This is a genomic window from Bacillus seohaeanensis, from assembly GCF_042684945.1.
Lineage (GTDB): Bacteria > Bacillota > Bacilli > Bacillales > Bacillaceae_B > Rossellomorea > Rossellomorea seohaeanensis.
Map to the genome: position 1 here is coordinate 96,009 of NZ_JBHUMF010000030.1, position 16,902 is coordinate 112,910.

At 37.1% G+C, this 16,902-nt stretch carries 14 protein-coding genes; 1 reads left to right on the plus strand and 13 read right to left on the minus strand.

What is annotated here, in order from left to right:
* Nucleotides 1-31 precede the first annotated feature (31 nt).
* The 7 genes from ACFSUL_RS11970 to hemA form a co-directional block, all read right to left on the minus strand.
* Nucleotides 32-1,453 carry a LysM peptidoglycan-binding domain-containing protein gene (locus ACFSUL_RS11970; RefSeq protein WP_377935695.1) on the minus strand — a complete coding sequence of 474 codons (1,422 nt, stop codon included), beginning with the start codon at nucleotides 1,451-1,453 and terminating at the stop codon, nucleotides 32-34.
* Between the two features lie 435 nt (nucleotides 1,454-1,888).
* Nucleotides 1,889-3,178 carry a glutamate-1-semialdehyde 2,1-aminomutase gene (gene hemL, locus ACFSUL_RS11975; RefSeq protein WP_377935697.1) on the minus strand — a complete coding sequence of 430 codons (1,290 nt, stop codon included), beginning with the start codon at nucleotides 3,176-3,178 and terminating at the stop codon, nucleotides 1,889-1,891.
* Nucleotides 3,179-3,365: 187 nt separating this feature from the next.
* Nucleotides 3,366-4,340, minus strand: coding sequence for a porphobilinogen synthase (gene hemB / locus ACFSUL_RS11980; protein WP_377935699.1), 975 nt, complete (start codon nucleotides 4,338-4,340; stop codon nucleotides 3,366-3,368).
* Nucleotides 4,337-5,134, minus strand: coding sequence for a uroporphyrinogen-III synthase (locus ACFSUL_RS11985; protein WP_377935701.1), 798 nt, complete (start codon nucleotides 5,132-5,134; stop codon nucleotides 4,337-4,339). The genes hemB and ACFSUL_RS11985 overlap by 4 nt, the downstream gene beginning before the upstream one ends.
* Complete coding sequence (gene hemC, locus ACFSUL_RS11990) at nucleotides 5,134-6,066, minus strand: hydroxymethylbilane synthase (protein WP_377935703.1); 933 nt, start codon at nucleotides 6,064-6,066, stop codon at nucleotides 5,134-5,136. The genes ACFSUL_RS11985 and hemC overlap by 1 nt, the downstream gene beginning before the upstream one ends.
* Before the next feature lie 16 nt (nucleotides 6,067-6,082).
* Nucleotides 6,083-6,916, minus strand: coding sequence for a cytochrome C assembly family protein (locus tag ACFSUL_RS11995; protein WP_071411143.1), 834 nt, complete (start codon nucleotides 6,914-6,916; stop codon nucleotides 6,083-6,085).
* 15 nt (nucleotides 6,917-6,931) lie between these two features.
* On the minus strand, nucleotides 6,932-8,284 hold the full coding sequence (gene hemA / locus ACFSUL_RS12000) for a glutamyl-tRNA reductase (protein ID WP_377935706.1): 1,353 nt from the start codon (nucleotides 8,282-8,284) through the stop codon (nucleotides 6,932-6,934).
* A 304-nt stretch (nucleotides 8,285-8,588) separates the two neighbouring features.
* Here hemA and ACFSUL_RS12005 point away from each other — a divergent pair, with 304 nt between their 5' ends.
* Nucleotides 8,589-9,071, plus strand: coding sequence for a LiaI-LiaF-like domain-containing protein (locus ACFSUL_RS12005; RefSeq protein ID WP_377935708.1), 483 nt, complete (start codon nucleotides 8,589-8,591; stop codon nucleotides 9,069-9,071).
* Between the two features lie 72 nt (nucleotides 9,072-9,143).
* On the opposite strand, the gene ACFSUL_RS12010 is transcribed toward ACFSUL_RS12005, so the two are convergent.
* The 6 genes from ACFSUL_RS12010 to lonB all read right to left on the minus strand — a co-directional run bounded on the left by ACFSUL_RS12010 (nucleotide 9,144) and on the right by lonB (nucleotide 16,726).
* Nucleotides 9,144-9,866, minus strand: a complete 723-nt coding sequence (locus tag ACFSUL_RS12010) for an amino acid ABC transporter ATP-binding protein (RefSeq protein WP_377936135.1) — start codon at nucleotides 9,864-9,866, stop codon at nucleotides 9,144-9,146.
* 48 nt (nucleotides 9,867-9,914) lie between these two features.
* Nucleotides 9,915-10,562: an amino acid ABC transporter permease gene (locus ACFSUL_RS12015; protein ID WP_071411140.1), complete on the minus strand. Its 648-nt coding sequence runs from the start codon at nucleotides 10,560-10,562 to the stop codon at nucleotides 9,915-9,917.
* 278 nt (nucleotides 10,563-10,840) lie between these two features.
* Nucleotides 10,841-11,626 (minus strand): transporter substrate-binding domain-containing protein, encoded by a 786-nt coding sequence (locus ACFSUL_RS12020; RefSeq protein ID WP_377935711.1) that lies wholly within the window; start codon nucleotides 11,624-11,626, stop codon nucleotides 10,841-10,843.
* 305 nt (nucleotides 11,627-11,931) lie between these two features.
* Complete coding sequence (yihA, locus tag ACFSUL_RS12025; protein ID WP_377935713.1) at nucleotides 11,932-12,513, minus strand: ribosome biogenesis GTP-binding protein YihA/YsxC; 582 nt, start codon at nucleotides 12,511-12,513, stop codon at nucleotides 11,932-11,934.
* Entirely contained in the window at nucleotides 12,510-14,834 is a 2,325-nt protein-coding gene (gene lon, locus ACFSUL_RS12030) for an endopeptidase La (protein ID WP_377935715.1), read from the minus strand. The genes yihA and lon overlap by 4 nt, the downstream gene beginning before the upstream one ends.
* 227 nt (nucleotides 14,835-15,061) lie before the next feature.
* Nucleotides 15,062-16,726 carry an ATP-dependent protease LonB gene (gene lonB / locus ACFSUL_RS12035; protein ID WP_377935717.1) on the minus strand — a complete coding sequence of 555 codons (1,665 nt, stop codon included), beginning with the start codon at nucleotides 16,724-16,726 and terminating at the stop codon, nucleotides 15,062-15,064.
* Nucleotides 16,727-16,902: the final 176 nt, after the last annotated feature.

Sequence of the window (16,902 nt, forward strand, 5' to 3'; positions counted from 1 at the left end):
TCATTTTAAAGAGGAGAAAGCGTATCACTACCTAACTCTTAAAAATCGGCTCATCCGGGATATAAAGTACCTGACCATCATATACATCCTGATTTGCCTCAAGATTATTTACTCTTAAAATTTGTGGGACTGTTAATTCGTACTTCTCTGCAATATAATCAAGTGTTTCTCCTTCTTGGACAATACACACTTTTAACTTCGCTGCTCTTTCTTCTTCTTTTCTTGCAAAAAAGTCTGTTAAAGAAATGGTTTCATTTTTCTTTTTACTCTTTTTAACTTTCTTTTCTTCTTCTACTTCGGCACTCTCTTGTTCGACCTCTACCTCTGCACTTGATGAGGAGGATTCTTCCTCATAGTATCCATGTTCCTGTTGTGGTTGTATATTTTCTGTAACTTTATCTTTATGCTCCTCTTCATAAGATGCCGGTTCAGATGACTCGCTAAGTTCAGGCTCCGGCATAACAAAGACGTTCTCTTTTCTCGGGTTATCATCCGATTTAGACTCGGTTGGATAAGAATCAAAATGAATTTGAACGGGCACAGCTTCTTCTTCCTCTTCTTCTTCCTCTCTCTCGTTCACTAATTCCTCATCAACTTGTTTTCTTCCCTCTATTGAAAAAGGAATATACTCCTCTTCACTTTCACCTTTATCTTCCTCTTCTAACCCATATTCTTCGTCATTCTTGTCCGCTTGGTTTTCCACTTCAAGATAGTCTCTCTCTTGCTCGCTTTCTATTTCTTCCTCTGTTTCCTCTACTATCTCTTGTTCTATTTCCTGTTCCTCCTCTGCCTTCTCCACTGTTTCTTGCTCTGTTTCTTGCTCTATTTCTCGTTCTTTCTCTGCCTTTTCCCCTATTTCTTGCTCTATTTCTTGTTCTTTCTCTGCCTTTTCCTCTATTTCTTGTTTTATCTCTCGTTCCGTTTCCTCGCCTTCTTCTCTTATGGGAGTAGGCCTATGAAGTGGTTCGAGAACAGCATCTTCTGCCAACTCCATAGCATGATTTGTTTGCTGTTCCCCATAAATACCTGAAATCGTGAGGTCCGCATTTAATTTTAAACAAGCATTTTCTGGAATTAGGTAATCAAAGGCTTCAACATAGACATCAATTTCTCCTAAATTTGCAATTCGATTTTTAGGAATTGTCACATCTACTGGAAACCGGTGAACAAATTCACATTCACCTTTCTCTCTTTTTTCAACTATTTGAACATATTTTCCGTTTATACTGTTATCCATCCAATCCTCTTCTCGATCAAATTCTTCAACAGAGGATGGTAAATATTCACCTGTTAAATCTAAAGTACCTCTTATTAAAACATACTGTTCTTGTTCTTGGATTGTTATATGTGGATCTAAGGAGATAGATAGTAATTCCTCAACTTCCTGTCCTCTTTTAAACCAAATTGACTCTTCCAATGAAAATCGCAAACACGATTGTTGTTCTTGTGACAAAGAGGTTTCCTCCTTTCAAGTTCCATTCCAAAAAATATATGACAATGTCATTATCACTGTATGAATGCAAATGGAGTTTTATGTATAAATTAAGCATAATCAGGGACACAAGGAGAGGTTAAGTGGAGAAAAGGGAAATAAAAATAAAGTGAAACTTCAATCAGTGGGGAACTCTTCCATCCCCACTGATTGTTAGTCCCACTTGTTAGTAGATACTTAACTAACAGTGCAAACCCAATTGACTGGTTCACCTAAAGCTTCAGTAAGTTTTACTTTATCCCACCAAAACCAGGCGTTTACGGGCAGTTTACTCTCCACCTACGCTTCTCTGACTCTCTCAAGCCTTGAAGTGGGGGTCTTACTGCCCGTTAATTCAGAATAAAACAAAATGCCAGACACCTCCCTTTAATTGGGAAGAGCCTGGCACTTTTCTATTTAACCTTTAATTTTTTGGAAAGCTTTTTCTGCTGCCATTATTGTTCGTTCAATATCATCGTCTGTATGTGCTGTTGATAAGAATATTCCTTCAAATTGTGAAGGTGGCAAAAATACTCCTTCGTTTGCCATTTCGCGATAATAATTAGCAAACAATTCTAAATCTGATGTTTTCGCACTTTTAAAACTTTTTACTTCTTCATTTGTGAAGAATATACCAATCATTGAACCTGCTCTATTAATTGTATGTGGTATATTATATTTTTCCGCTGCTTTACGTAAGCCAGCTTCGAGCAGGTCTGCTTTACGTATAAATTCCTCGTAGCTTTCAGGTGTTAGTTGACGAAGCGTTTCGTAACCTGCCGTCATGGCAAGCGGATTTCCTGATAGTGTACCTGCTTGATAAATAGGTCCGCTTGGCGCAATTTTTTCCATAATTTCTGCTTTTCCACCAAATGCACCGACAGGGAGACCCCCGCCGATAACTTTGCCTAAACAAGTAAGATCAGGCGTAACACCAAAATATCCTTGAGCGCAATTATAACCGACACGGAAACCTGTCATTACTTCATCAAAAATCAGAAGCGAACCATTTTCTTCTGTAATTTCTCTTAACCCTTCAAGGAACCCGGGCTGAGGAGGCACAACCCCCATATTACCCGCTACTGGTTCGACAATGACTCCAGCAATGTCCTCTCCATACTGTTCAAAAGCATAACGAATACCCTCGATATCATTATATGCAACAGTAATCGTATTCTTCGCAATGCCTTCTGGTACTCCAGGGCTATCTGGCAATCCTAGTGTCGCCACACCTGAACCTGCTTTTATAAGCAAGGAATCACCATGTCCATGATAACATCCCTCGAATTTTACAATCTTATTTCTCCCAGTATATCCGCGGGCAAGACGTAATGCACTCATCGTAGCTTCTGTTCCCGATGAAACCATACGGACTATATCAATAGACGGGACTCGTTCACGCACAAGTTCTGCCAGTTTATTTTCTATTAAAGTAGGTGATCCAAAACTTGTTCCGTTTTCGGCAACTTTTTTTATCGCCTCTACGACATGATCATTTGAGTGACCTAAGATAAGCGGTCCCCATGATAAAACATAATCAATATATTCATTACCGTCGATATCGTAAATTTTAGAACCCTTTCCTCTTTCCATAAAAATTGGATCCATGTTAACGGATTTAAATGCTCGTACAGGACTATTAACCCCGCCTGGCATTAAGTTAACTGCTTCTTTAAATGCCTGCTTCGACTTTTCGTATGATCGCAAAATACTTGTCCACCCTTTCTAAAAGATTAATTACTTTAATAGTTTCAGTTTCTCTCGCTTGATCTAACCATTGACAGGGAAATTACCTACTGATGAAAGTGTCACTTTATCCCGCAACAACTGACGGTAAGCCCTCATTCTTCTGACACCGTCAGTGGGAAAATCGCCCACTGACAGAAGTTTCACTTTATGATAACCATTTCGCTACATCTTTGGCAAAGTAAGTGATAATAAGATCTGCTCCAGCACGTTTCATACTTAACAGCTTTTCTTGAACAATTTCCTTTTCGTCTACCCAACCATTCAGTGCTGCAGCTTTTATCATGGAATATTCTCCACTTACATTATAAGCAACAAGTGGTGCATTAAATGCATCTTTTACTTCGCGCATAATATCAAGATAGGATAATGAAGGTTTTACAATTAAGAAATCTGCGCCTTCTTCGATATCCGATTTTGCTTCTCGTAATGCTTCACGACGGTTTGCTGGATCCATCTGATAAGTTCTTCTATCGCCAAATTGCGGTGAGCTATGTGCTGCATCACGGAACGGACCGTAAAAGCTTGATGAGTATTTTACTGCATAAGACATGATAGGTACATCGTGATAACCAGCTTCATCTAACCCTTTGCGGATTGCTGCGACAAACCCATCCATCATGTTAGAAGGAGCGATAATATCTGCACCTGCTTCCGCTTGACTTACAGCTGTTTTAGCAAGTAAATCAAGAGTTGGATCATTTAAAATATTACCGCCTTCCACAACACCGCAATGGCCATGACTTGTATATTGACACAAGCAAGTGTCTGCAATAACAACTAATTCTGGGTAAAATTCTTTTACTAACCTTGTTGCTTCTTGAACGATACCATGATTATGATATGCTTGACTGCCAACTTCATCCTTCTCCGCAGGAACACCAAATAAAATAATGGACTTAATTCCAAGTGATACAATCTCATCTATTTCTTCTTTAAGATAATCGAGTGAAACATGAAACACACCTGGCATGGAAGATACTTCATTTCTTATCTTTTCTCCTTCCACAACAAAAAGTGGATAGATTAAATCTTCTTTTCTCAGATAAGTTTCTCTAACTAATGCACGCATATTTTCAGATTGTCGTAAGCGACGGTGACGATTAAAATTCAATTCGTTCATTTTTCTTCCTCCTTATGTTCCTTAACATACTGAACTATGTCTTCTATCATTCCCTCAACAGTATATACCTTTGGACAAATATTTACATGCAATCCGAATTCGCTTGCTGTTCGTTTTGCAATCGGACCGATGCAAGCAATTGGTATGCCTTCTATTCGCCTCTCTAAGTTGTATTCTTTCACAACTTGCATAAAATGTCTTACTGTCGACGAACTTGTAAAGGTAATAAAATTAACTGTAGATTGTAAAAGTGTGTCCCTCAATCTGTGTTTGCTTTCCGATGGTAAAACAGTATTATAAATAATCCATTCATCGCATTTAACTTTTTGCGAAGTAAGTTGACTTGCTATCACATCTCGGGCAAGATTGCCTTTAGGAATTAGTACCGATTTTACAGAGTCTAGTTGAGACTGAAATTCCTCGGAAAAATCTTCTGCTGTGAACTTCTCAGGAACAAACGAAACGTCAATACCGTATGTATGAAGAACTTCCTTCGTTTTTTCCCCCACAGCCGCAATTTTCCCTTTAAAGTCTCTAAGACTCTCTCCATACGACTCTAACCTTTGAAAGAAAAAATCCACACCATTTTTACTAGTGAAAATAATCCAATCATATTGGTCTAAACGTGTTAAATATGTAGATTCATTTGTATCCTTATTATATTGAAAAGAAAGAAGAGGGACATGCATCGCTGTCCCTCCATAATGTGAAATAAGAGAAGACATTGCCTCGACTTCATTCGCTCCTCTAGTAATTAATATTGTATTATTAGCTAGAGGCGATAGTGTTGTCATTATTGATCAAGCTCCTCTTTAACCTTATCGATAAGATCCTTCGCTCCTTGCGAACTAAGCACTTTCGCAACTTGTTCTCCTACATCTTTGGGCTCCTTGCCTTTCGCTACCTCTTTATAAATCTGTTTTCCATCTGGAGAAGCAACAAGACCTGTAAGAACAATCTCATCATTTTCATTTAAATAGGAGTATCCAGCAATCGGCACTTGACATCCACCTTCCATTTTATGAAGGAAAGCTCTTTCTGCAAGAACCGTTTTTGTTGTGTATTTACATGCGAATTTCTCCAAAAGGTCCATTAACTCTTTATCATCTTCTCTATTTTCAATTGCAAGTGCACCTTGACCAACTGCAGGCAGACAAATTTCAGGGTCTAAAAATTCTGTGACAATATCTGCTGTCCATCCCATTCTAGACAATCCTGCTGCTGCCAAAATAATCGCATCATAATCTTCATTTTGAAGCTTTGCAATACGTGTATCGATATTTCCACGAATCCATTTTATTTCAAGATCAGGACGTTCTGCTAGAATTTGAGCTCCACGGCGCAAGCTACTAGTACCGACAATTGCACCTTCCGGAAGATCTTTTAAAGCAACATGGTTTTTAGAAATAAACGCATCGCGATGATCTTCCCTTTCAGGAATGCAGCCTATCGTAAGTCCTTCTGGTAAAATAGCAGGCATATCCTTCATGCTATGAACAGCCATATCAATCTCTTTATCCAACATAGCCTGTTCAATCTCTTTTACAAACAATCCTTTTCCGCCTACTTTTGACAACGTAACATCCAGAATCTTATCTCCCTTTGTTACGATTTCTTTCACTTCAAAATCAAATGAGGGATCTAATTCCTTCAGTTGATTCATTACCCAATTTGTTTGAGTTAAAGCTAGTTTACTTCGACGTGAACCTACAATAATTTTCCTCATAATAACCTCCCAAAAACTATGAATACCAGAAATGGAATGATGATAGCCGGCTGATTAATAAGAAATTAATTAATACTATTAAAAAGGCAGCAATATTAAGCATCGCTAGTGACTTACCAAACATATTTTTTCTTACTCGAAAATATAAAAAAATGCTATACAAAATCAACGATAGGAATGATCCAATTATTTTTGGGTCATACCATATAATATCAGGTAGCTTAATAAAAGCCCATTGAACACCCAAAATTAAACTCAATAAAAGCATCGGGACTCCGACAGCATTTGAAATATAGGATATCTTTTCAAGTTTTGACAAATCACTAATTCTCCATAACCGCTGCCCCCACTTTTTCTCTTTCAAAAGCTTAAACTGCAGCAGATACAACAGCGAAAATACGAACGATAAACTAAATGCCCCATAAGAAAGAATAGCCATCGTAATATGAATTAGTAATAATTCTGACACTAGTTGTTCTGCATTAGCCTGTGACCCTATTTGAACAGGAGCGAATGTATGTATTGCCATGATAATAAACCCAATTACATTTATAAAAAAAACGGTAAAGTCAACTCTTAAAAGTCTATTAATGCCAAGCGATAGTGTTACAAGCACCCATGCATAAAAATAAAGTCCCTCAAAAATAGTGAGGACTGGGAATCTGCCTGTTCTAAACATATATAGAAACAAAAAAATTGTTTGAAGTACCCAAACAATTGCAAGTAGCCAGAAGGCAAATTGATTTGCCTTCTGATTTTTGTTTAAGAAATCTATAAAATAAAAAAGAATACTTATAGCGTACAGAACAATAATTAGTTCATGCAGCCTTGTCATTGTTTGATCAAACATCGACGCTAACCTCACTTATGATTGAAAAGAAGGTTGTGGTTGAAAACTTTGTTTCTTCTCTGTCTTCTCAGTGGCTGCTTTTAATTCTTTTTCTTTTTGAACTTTTTCTTCTATATTAAAAATATTTATGAATAAATCCAGTTTTTCTTCTGCATCAGGAAGAGCAGCAAGTTCTTTCACCTGTGAGATAGGATCTTTTATTAACTGATTAATAATACTTTTTGTATGCTTATTCAGTACTTTACGTTCGCGGTCTGTTAGGTTCGGCATTTTTCGTTCAATACTTTCCATTGTTTCCGCTTGAATAGTTAATGCTTTCTGTCTTAGAGCAGAAATAACCGGAACGACTCCAAGCATGTTTAACCAGTCTTTAAACGCAACAATTTCACTTTCAATCAATAATTCAATTGTTTCTGCTGCTTTTTGACGTTCAGCTAAATTCGCTTCCACAATTCCTTCTAGGTCATCAATATCATAAAGAAATGCACTTTCTATTTCGCTAATAGATGGATCTAAGTCACGAGGAACAGCAATATCCACCATGAATAATGGACGGCCTTTTCTCATTTTCTCTACATGTTGCATCGTATCTTTTGACAAAACATAATCTTTTGAACCAGTAGAACTTATTAAAATATCCGCTTCTACTAAGGCACACTGCAACTCTTGAAGCGTTTTTGCATTACCATTAAAACGTTCGGCAAGCGATTGTGCTTTTTCAAATGTACGATTAATTACCGTTACCTTTGTTGCGCCGCTTCCATGTAGATTTTTAATAGCTAGTTCACCCATTTTACCAGCACCAAGAACGAGAACATGTTTTCCGTTTAATTCACCAAAAACTTTTTTTGCTAATTCAACTGCAGCATAACTTACCGAAACTGCATTTGACCCAATTTCTGTTTCAGAATGCGCTTTTTTCGCCAATGTCACAGCTTGTTTAAACAAATGGTTAAACACGGTTCCTGTTGTTTCCGCTTCTTGTGCTGTTAAGAAGCTAGTACGAATTTGCCCTAAAATTTGCGTTTCCCCAAGCACCATTGAATTTAATCCACATGTCACTTTAAGAAGATGCTCTACAGCACCATCTTGCTCATAAATGAACAGATAAGGTGAGAACTCTTCTTTGTCTATATTAAACCACCCGGATAAGAATTCTTTCACATAATAACGACCAGTATGAAGCTGATCTACTACAGCATATACTTCAGTTCTGTTACATGTAGAAACGATAACATTTTCTAAAATACTCTTTTTGCCCTTCAGCTCTTTCATCGCTAAAGGAAGATCAGTTTCATTAAACGATAAGCGTTCACGAATCTCAACAGGGGCCGTTCTATAGTTTAAACCGACAACGATAATATGCATGTTAGAAAATACACCCCCAAGAAAAAATCATTACTATTATTATAACATGTCTCTCAAAACCTCTAGATAAAAAATGTGAACAGAGTATGAATCATATGGTACGATGAAAAAAGTTATTATACTTTTTCAAAGTATAGATGATATGTTTAGTATTTGTTAAAATAGTCGAGTAAAATCATTTGATTACGTTAATCTCATTAAAAAGATTCGATTATTGTTCCATAACAAAATTCGACATCTCCTACTAATGTAGGGTACCAAAATCACAAAAGATATTCAAGTTACCAGTACTATGGAGGCATATATGAAAAACCAAAGGATATTTCCTGGAATTATTTTAATCGGATTTGGTTTATATTTTTACTTACAGCAAAAAAATATACTACTTTTTCAAGACTTTTACAATTGGCCCACATTGCTTGCTCTCGTTGGTGTTGCCTTTTTATGTCAAGGATATGGTGCAAAGGATTATGAAGCAATCTTACCAGGCACAATACTAGTTGGTTTTGGTATTCATTTTCATGTGGCAGACCGCTTTGACGTATGGATAGATCATATAGGCATTTTTGTTTTAATCATTGCTTTAGGATTTTTACTAAGACATCAAAAAACTCGTCATGGGCTTTTCCAAGGAATTCTATTTTTATGCTTATCTATTATTCTCCTTTTTTATAACAAAGTTACTGAATGGTTGGGATTAATAGAAGGCGGAGTTGCTAGCGCCTGGGAATTTTGGCCAATCATTCTAGTTGCAATTGGTTTATTTCTACTAATGAAAAAAAAATAATGCTGATTTGTATTGCCGTAAAATATAAACAAAAAGTCGTGTGAAGGAAAACTCTTTCACACGACTTTTTGTTTATAAAATTGAGTCTAAAAACTCTCTTGTACGCTGTTCTGTTGGATTATTAAACAATTGTTCTGGATGCCCAACTTCTACAATTTTACCGTCATGCATATAAACAGCCCAGTCGGCGACTTCTTTTGCAAATCCCATTTCATGCGTCACGACGATCATCGTCATACCTTCTTCGGCAAGCTCTTTCATTGTTGCTAGCACTTCCCCTACTAATTCCGGATCTAACGCTGAGGTAGGCTCGTCGAAAAGCATTATGTCGGGCTTCATTGCTAGCGCCCTTGCAATTGCTACCCGCTGTTTTTGTCCCCCAGAAAGCTTTGAAGGATACACATTCTCTTTGTCTTCTAGACCGACCTTTTTCAAAAGGGCTTTCGCTTCTTCTTTTGCCTCCGACTTAGATAGTCCTTTTACTTGGACAGGTGCTTCCATGACATTTTCGAGCACGGTTTTATGCGGGAAAAGATGAAAATGCTGAAATACCATCCCCACTTTTGCACGTATTTTATTTAAATCATGGGTGTCTTTATTTATTTCTTCCCCTTCAATAATAACTTTTCCATTATCCTTGATTTCTAGGAAGTTTAAACAACGGAGCAAGGTACTTTTCCCTGATCCGCTGGCACCAATAAGACAAACAACATCACTTTCTTTTACGCTCATATCTATATCCTTTAGCACATGTAAATCACCAAAGGATTTATTTAGTTTTTCTACTTTAATCATATCCTGACTCAAAAGTACCCCTCCATTACAACGTAAATTCCTTTTCTATTAATCACTTGCAGCCATACGTTTCTCTACAAAATTGACGATAATAGAGAAAATGAGTACAAGAACAAGGTAATAAACCGCAACAATCAATAGGTATGTCATGTAATCAAAATTGTTAGAACCTAGAGTTGTAGCTACACTGAACAGCTCGAACATACCTATAAAGGATGCAAGGGATGAATCTTTTAATGCAATAATAAACTGATTTCCTAAGGGAGGTAACGCCCTTCTGAATGCTTGTGGCAAAATGATCCTGCGCATTGTCAGACCGACTGACATACCAAGAGATCGCCCTGCTTCCGTTTGCCCTTTATCGATAGACTGGATTGCTCCACGGAAAATTTCAGCTATATAAGCACCGTTATGAAACGCTAATCCTAAAACAACCGACCAAAAACCAGAAATATGTAATGCAGTTAATCCAAAGTAGAAAATAAAAATTTGTACAACTAACGGTGTCCCACGCACAATAAATATATATATATCTGCAATTATTTCTAAAGGCTTAACTTTGGAAATTTTTAAAAAGGCAAAGAAAAGTCCAATAAATATTGCTATTAACACCGATACAACTGTTAGTTGAAACGTTAACAGCATTCCTTGTAAAAATACATCATATGTATCAATAAAAACTTCAAAGAAATTCAACGTTTCTCCTCCTCGACTATTTTCATTACTGTAGTATTTTTTTATGCGTACCAGTCAGTTGAAATATGTTCAATTTCCCTCTCCATTTTTCAAAGTGCATTATCACTACAGCTCATACTTTTTTAAGAATGGCTCTTTTCTCATAGATTGTTGTTTTTAGTTATAATTTTAGCCTGTTGATTTCCGTTAAAAAGCAACAAACTTTACGAAAATAGCCTTAAGAATAAAAAAGGCGAATGCACATTTGGGTAGCACATTCGCCCTGTGTCATGGTGTAATTACTCTTTATCTGGATCTGTTGTGATATCAGTATTAAAATATTTCTCACTTATTTCTTTTAATGTTCCATCTTCTCGAAGCTTTTCAAGTGCTTTGTTCACTTCTTCAAGCAATACATCATTGTCTTTTCCAATTGCAATTGCCTGTTCACTTCGTCCGATAAGCTCTTTTGCTTCAATCTCCAAGCCAGATGCAATTGCTTCTTTCCCTGTAATAAAGTCTGTAATGACTGCGTCGTGTTTCCCCTTATTTAACGCTTCAAGAGCAACAACATCACTGTCATACTTCGGAATATTATCTGTAACTTCCCCTGCTGTATCAGCATAAGTTGAACCTTTCGAGACAGCAATTTCTTTTCCTTCCAAGTCAGCAAGTGTTTCCACCGAACTATCAGGTCGAACAAAAATTTGAGGACCAGAATAGTAATACGGTGTTGAGAAGTCTACTTTCTCCAAACGTTCATCTGTGATGGTATGACTTGCTACTGCAGCATCAAACCTTCCTGAATTAACCCCTTCTACAATTCCAGAAAACTTGAACTTTTTCTGAACTGGTTCAAGTCCTAGTTCTTTTGCAACTGCTTCTGCAACTTCTATATCAAAACCAGTCATCGTTCCATCATCACCCGTAACAACACTAAAAGGTTTAAATTCACCTGAAGCAGCATAAACGAACTTATCTTTTTCTACTAGCTTCATGCCGCTATCTGTTGTTGCCTTTCCTCCACAAGCAGAAAGCATTACTATGGAGATTACTAGCATGATTACACTCATCCATCTTTTCATTTTTGATATCCCCCTTATGCTTAAGTAGACATTTTTCTAAACTTAGTATAATTGTATCAATAATATAGAATTTTCACAAAATTATTATTAATTGATAATTCGGTTATTTTGTCTATATTTCATTCTCTCCTCCACTCAGCTTGTCTATTGTTCTAAATCCCCCTGTATACTTCTTTATACTCTAGATTACACTCATTGACTTAAAGCTTTACCAAGAAAGGCTTAAGTCCGCTAAAATAAGACAAAAAAAAGGTAAGCCCTTAGAAGGCGTTAAATAACGCCTTCTAAGAACTTACCTTTTTTTATTAACTGCGGGCCTGGATAGCATTCCATGCTTTGTCTTTTCCTTCTCCTGTTTCCGAGGAAAACAATATTATTTCATCGCTTGCTTCTAAGTCTAACTTTTCTCTAGTTATTTTTAAATGCTTCTGCCATTTGCTTTTCGGGATTTTATCCGCCTTTGTTGCAATGATGACACAAGGTAGCTCATAATATTTTAGGAAATTGTACATTGTGACATCGTCCGCTGTAGGAGGATGTCGTAAATCAACAAGCTGGATGACTGCTCTCAATTGTTTACGGTTTGTAATATATGTCTCAATCATTCTTCCCCAGGCTTCTCTTTCCTTTTTTGATACTTTTGCAAATCCATAACCTGGAACATCCACAAAGAAAAGCTTCTCCTCTATTTTGTAGAAGTTTAACGTTTGGGTTTTTCCAGGTTTGGAAGATGTTCTAGCTAAACTCTTTCTACCGAGCATTTTATTAATAAAGGAAGACTTCCCAACATTGGAACGTCCAGCAAGCGCAAACTCCGGAAGTCCTCCTTCTGGATATTGCTCAGGTCTAACTGCACTGATAACTAATTCTACTGTATTTACTTTCACTTCTTTTCACCTACTAAAGCCCTCTCTAATACTTCATCAATATGGGACGCTAAAATAAATGTTAGGTCCTTGCGCACACTTTCCGGAATATCATCAATATCCTTTTCATTGTCTTTTGGTAAGATAATTGTTTTTATTCCTGCACGGTGAGCGCTTAATGTTTTTTCTTTTAGACCACCGATTGGAAGTACTCTTCCTCGTAAAGTTATTTCCCCGGTCATTCCCACTTCCCGATCAACATATTGACCGCTTAGAGCAGATACCAAGGCAGTTGTAATCGTTATTCCAGCAGAGGGTCCATCTTTAGGGACTGCTCCTTCTGGAACATGAATATGAATATCATATTTCTCATGAAATGTTTCGTCAATTCCAAGCTCTTTCGCTTTCGAACGCACATAGCTAAATGCTGTTTGTGCAGATTCTTTCATAACATCTCCAAGCTTTCCTGTTAGAACGAGCTTTCCCTTACCAGGAGCTAACGATACTTCAATTTGAAGAGTATCTCCACCAACTGCTGTATAAGCTAGGCCTGTTGTTACACCAATTTGGTTTTCGGCTTCTGCCTGACCATACCGGAACTTTTTCTTACCAAGAAATTCTTCTAATGTACTGCTCGTTATAACGACACGTTTTTTATCACCTGAAACAATAATTTTAGCTGTTTTTCTACAAAGTGCTGCAAGCGTACGTTCTAAACTACGGACTCCTGCTTCTCTTGTATAATAACGGACAATATCAACAAAAGCTTCATCACGTACTTGTAGCTGGCTCTTTGTAAGCCCATGTTCTTTTATTTGTTTAGTTAATAAATGCTCTTTTGCAATGTTTACTTTTTCTAATTCTGTATACCCGGCGATTGTAATAATCTCCATTCGGTCCCTCAAAGGACCAGGTATTGTAGACAGGTCATTTGCTGTTGCAATAAACATTACTTTTGATAAATCATACGTTTCTTCAATGTAATGATCACTAAAGTTATGGTTTTGCTCTGGGTCTAATACTTCAAGCATCGCACTGGAAGGGTCCCCTCTAAAATCACTCGACATTTTATCAATTTCATCTAGTAGAAATACTGGATTTACTGTTTCAGCCTTTTTCATCCCTTGAATAATTCTTCCCGGCATTGCACCAACATATGTTCTTCGGTGACCGCGGATTTCTGACTCATCACGTACACCACCAAGTGAAATTCGGACAAAATTACGACCTAACGATTCCGCTACAGAGCGGGCTAAGCTTGTTTTTCCGACTCCAGGAGGGCCTGCAAGACATAGAATGGGCCCCTTTAATGACTTTGTCAACTGTTGTACAGCCAAGTATTCCAAAACACGCTCTTTTACTTTTTCTAAGCCATAATGATCTCGATTCAAAATCGTTTCTGCTCGTTTAATATCCAGACGGTCTTCCGTTTCATTAGACCAAGGCAGTGATACAAGCCATTCTATATAATTTCTGATTACAGAACTTTCCGCAGAACTTGAAGGAACCTTTTCATAGCGACCCAACTCTTTAAGTGCAGTTAGTTCTACCTGTTCTGGCATTGAGGCTTGATTAATTTTTTCCATCAAGTCTTCTACTTCGCCCGTTTTACCTTCTTTATCCCCAAGTTCTTTTTGAATTGCTTTCATTTGCTCTCGAAGATAATATTCCTTCTGGGTTCTTTCCATTGACTTCTTGACACGCTGTCCAATTTTCTTTTCTAAATTTAAAACTTCTTTTTCATTATTGATTGTCTCAATGACCAATTGAAGGCGCACTTTAATATCTAACGTCTCTAAAACATTTTGCTTTTCCTTCATCTTTAATGGCAAATGGGAAGCAATAATATCAGCAAGCCTTCCCGGTTCATCTATATCTGAGACAGTGGAGTATGTTTCTGCAGAAACCTTTTTTGAAAGCTTTATGTATTGTTCAAAATAATCCAAAAGTGTTCTCATTAATGCTTCTGTTTCAGATTCCTTTTGCTTTGAATCCTCAAACTGTTCTACTTCCACTTCATAATAATCCTCTTCATCTGTAAAGGATGTAATAGATGCACGGTTTAAACCTTCCACTAGCACACGGATTGTACCGTTAGGCAGTTTCAGCATTTGTTTAACCTTTGTTAAGGTACCCATCTCATAAAAATCATCCTGTTCAGGTTCATCTATATTCATATCTTTTTGTGTTGTCAAGAAAATTAAATGATCTTCCATCATTGCTTTTTCTAATGCTTGAACGGATCGTTCGCGTCCTACATCTAAATGAAGCACCATTGTTGGAAAGACGAGTAAGCCTCTAAGTGGAAGGAGGGGAACCGTAAATTTATTTTGTTTTGTCACTAATAACACCTCCATAAAATTACCCTTTTATCTTTGTACAATTCTAACTTATTTACTACAGGGTGTCTATTAAATAGGAATTCGCAACCAATAAGGAATAATTATCAGTCATACAATTGGTTATTCGCTTCAAAAACTAATTCCTAAAAGCTTTCCTTTACTAACAAACCGATTCGGATGTACTTCCGAACCGGTCAAAGTTAATAGAGTTTTTCTTAATATCTAACTTAAACACTTTTTTTGTTGTGATTTGACAAGAAACTTCCTTCCTCATTCGGCATAGCTTCTTTCATTAATGCAATATCCAATACTTCTTTTATATGTTTAACAGGTTTAACTTCGATTCCATCAATTTGACTAAGGATTGATTGGACATTTTCAAAAGGAATAATCGCTGTTTCTGCACCAGCAAGTTTAGCTGCCTTTACTTTTGAAAAAACACCTCCTACTGGTTTAACCATTCCATGTATGCTAATTTCACCTGTTAAAGCGACATTATGCTTAATTGGAATTTTGTAAATAGCTGAGTATATCCCTAAAGCCATTGCTGTTCCTGCAGACGGCCCATCGACTGGAATACCACCAGGGAAATTGACGTGAATATCATATTGGTCTGCAGGTACTCCCATTGAACGAAGAACGGTAATGACATTTTCGATAGATCCCTTTGCCATACTTTTTCTTCTAACCGATTTACTTCTATCTCCAATACTTTCTTCCTCTACAATTCCAGTTACATTTATTATCCCTTTTTCCGTTGCGGGAATTACGGTAACTTCTATTTCTAATAGAGAACCTGTATTAGGGCCTGTCACAGCTAAACCATTTACTAACCCAATTGTTGCATCATGACTAATTTTCTTTTGAAAACGTGGGGATAACTGGCTAGATTGAATAATCCATTCTAGTTCCTGTTCCAATATCTCCGTACGGTTTTCCGTTATTGCTATTCCAGCAGCAATTTGAACTATGTTGACGGCTTCCCTTCCATTTTTTGCATAAGAAGAAAGTGTTTCAAGTCCATTATCACTAATCGTCATTTTGACTTTTTCCACTGCTCTTTTTGCGACCTTTTTCACTTCCTCGTGCTCTAACTCTCTAAAGAATACTTCCATACACCGTGAACGAATGGCAGGAGGAATTTCATTTGGTGTTCTTGTTGTTGCACCTATTAGACGAAAGTCAGCAGGCAAGCCATTTTTGAAAATATCATGAATATGGGTGGGTATTTGCGTGTTTTCTTCATTATAATAAGCGCTTTCTAAAAATACTTTTCGATCCTCCAATACCTTCAAAAGCTTGTTCATTTGTATTGGATGCAGTTCACCAATCTCATCGATAAAAAGAACACCGCCATGTGCATTCGTCACTGCTCCTTGTTTCGGTTGTGGAATTCCTGCTTGTCCCATTGCACCTGCTCCTTGATAAATTGGATCGTGAACGGAACCAATCAAAGGGTCTGCAATTCCCCGTTCATCAAAACGAGCAGTTGTTGCATCAAGTTCAACAAAAACAGCTTGCGACTGAAAAGGAGATTTTTTATTCTTTTTTGCTTCTTCTAAAACAAGTCTTGCGGCGGCTGTCTTCCCAACTCCCGGAGGACCGTAAATAATAACATGTTGAGGATTAGGGCTACACAATGCAGCTTTTAGTGATTTTATCCCATCCTCTTGCCCAATTATATCTGCGAAACTTGAAGGTCTTACCTTTTCGGCTAAAGGCTCGGTTAAGGAAATAGACCTCATCTTTCTTAGTTCGTCCATTTCTTTTTTCGATTCACGATCAATGGAAACCTTTTGTGTCCGTTGATTTTTTAACAAGTTCCAAAAGTATAAGCCAATAATCACACCAAAAAATAATTGGATAAATAATGCGATACCAGTGAAGCTCATTCGTTTCCCTCCAGTTATAACTTGTTGTACGAATTAGTATTTCCTTGACCGTGGGGGAATAAACAAGAATTTCTTTGTATGCAAAAAGGAGCCATTCCCTTTAAGGATAAAAACCCCAAAGGAATGGCTCTTTTAAGTAAAATTTTAGTGCTATATACTCCCAACAGAGAGAAATT

Bases quoted from the DNA above. Each gene is read 5' to 3' on its own strand.
- hemB (WP_377935699.1), bottom strand. From the start codon at position 4,340: ATGAACGAATTGAATTTTAATCGTCACCGTCGCTTACGACAATCTGAA.
- ACFSUL_RS11985 (WP_377935701.1), bottom strand. From the start codon at position 5,134: ATGACAACACTATCGCCTCTAGCTAATAATACAATATTAATTACTAGA.
- hemC (WP_377935703.1), bottom strand. From the start codon at position 6,066: ATGAGGAAAATTATTGTAGGTTCACGTCGAAGTAAACTAGCTTTAACT.
- ACFSUL_RS11995 (WP_071411143.1), bottom strand. From the start codon at position 6,916: ATGTTTGATCAAACAATGACAAGGCTGCATGAACTAATTATTGTTCTG.
- hemA (WP_377935706.1), bottom strand. From the start codon at position 8,284: ATGCATATTATCGTTGTCGGTTTAAACTATAGAACGGCCCCTGTTGAG.
- ACFSUL_RS12005 (WP_377935708.1), top strand. From the start codon at position 8,589: ATGAAAAACCAAAGGATATTTCCTGGAATTATTTTAATCGGATTTGGT.
- ACFSUL_RS12010 (WP_377936135.1), bottom strand. From the start codon at position 9,866: ATGATTAAAGTAGAAAAACTAAATAAATCCTTTGGTGATTTACATGTG.
- ACFSUL_RS12020 (WP_377935711.1), bottom strand. From the start codon at position 11,626: ATGAAAAGATGGATGAGTGTAATCATGCTAGTAATCTCCATAGTAATG.
- lonB (WP_377935717.1), bottom strand. From the start codon at position 16,726: ATGAGCTTCACTGGTATCGCATTATTTATCCAATTATTTTTTGGTGTG.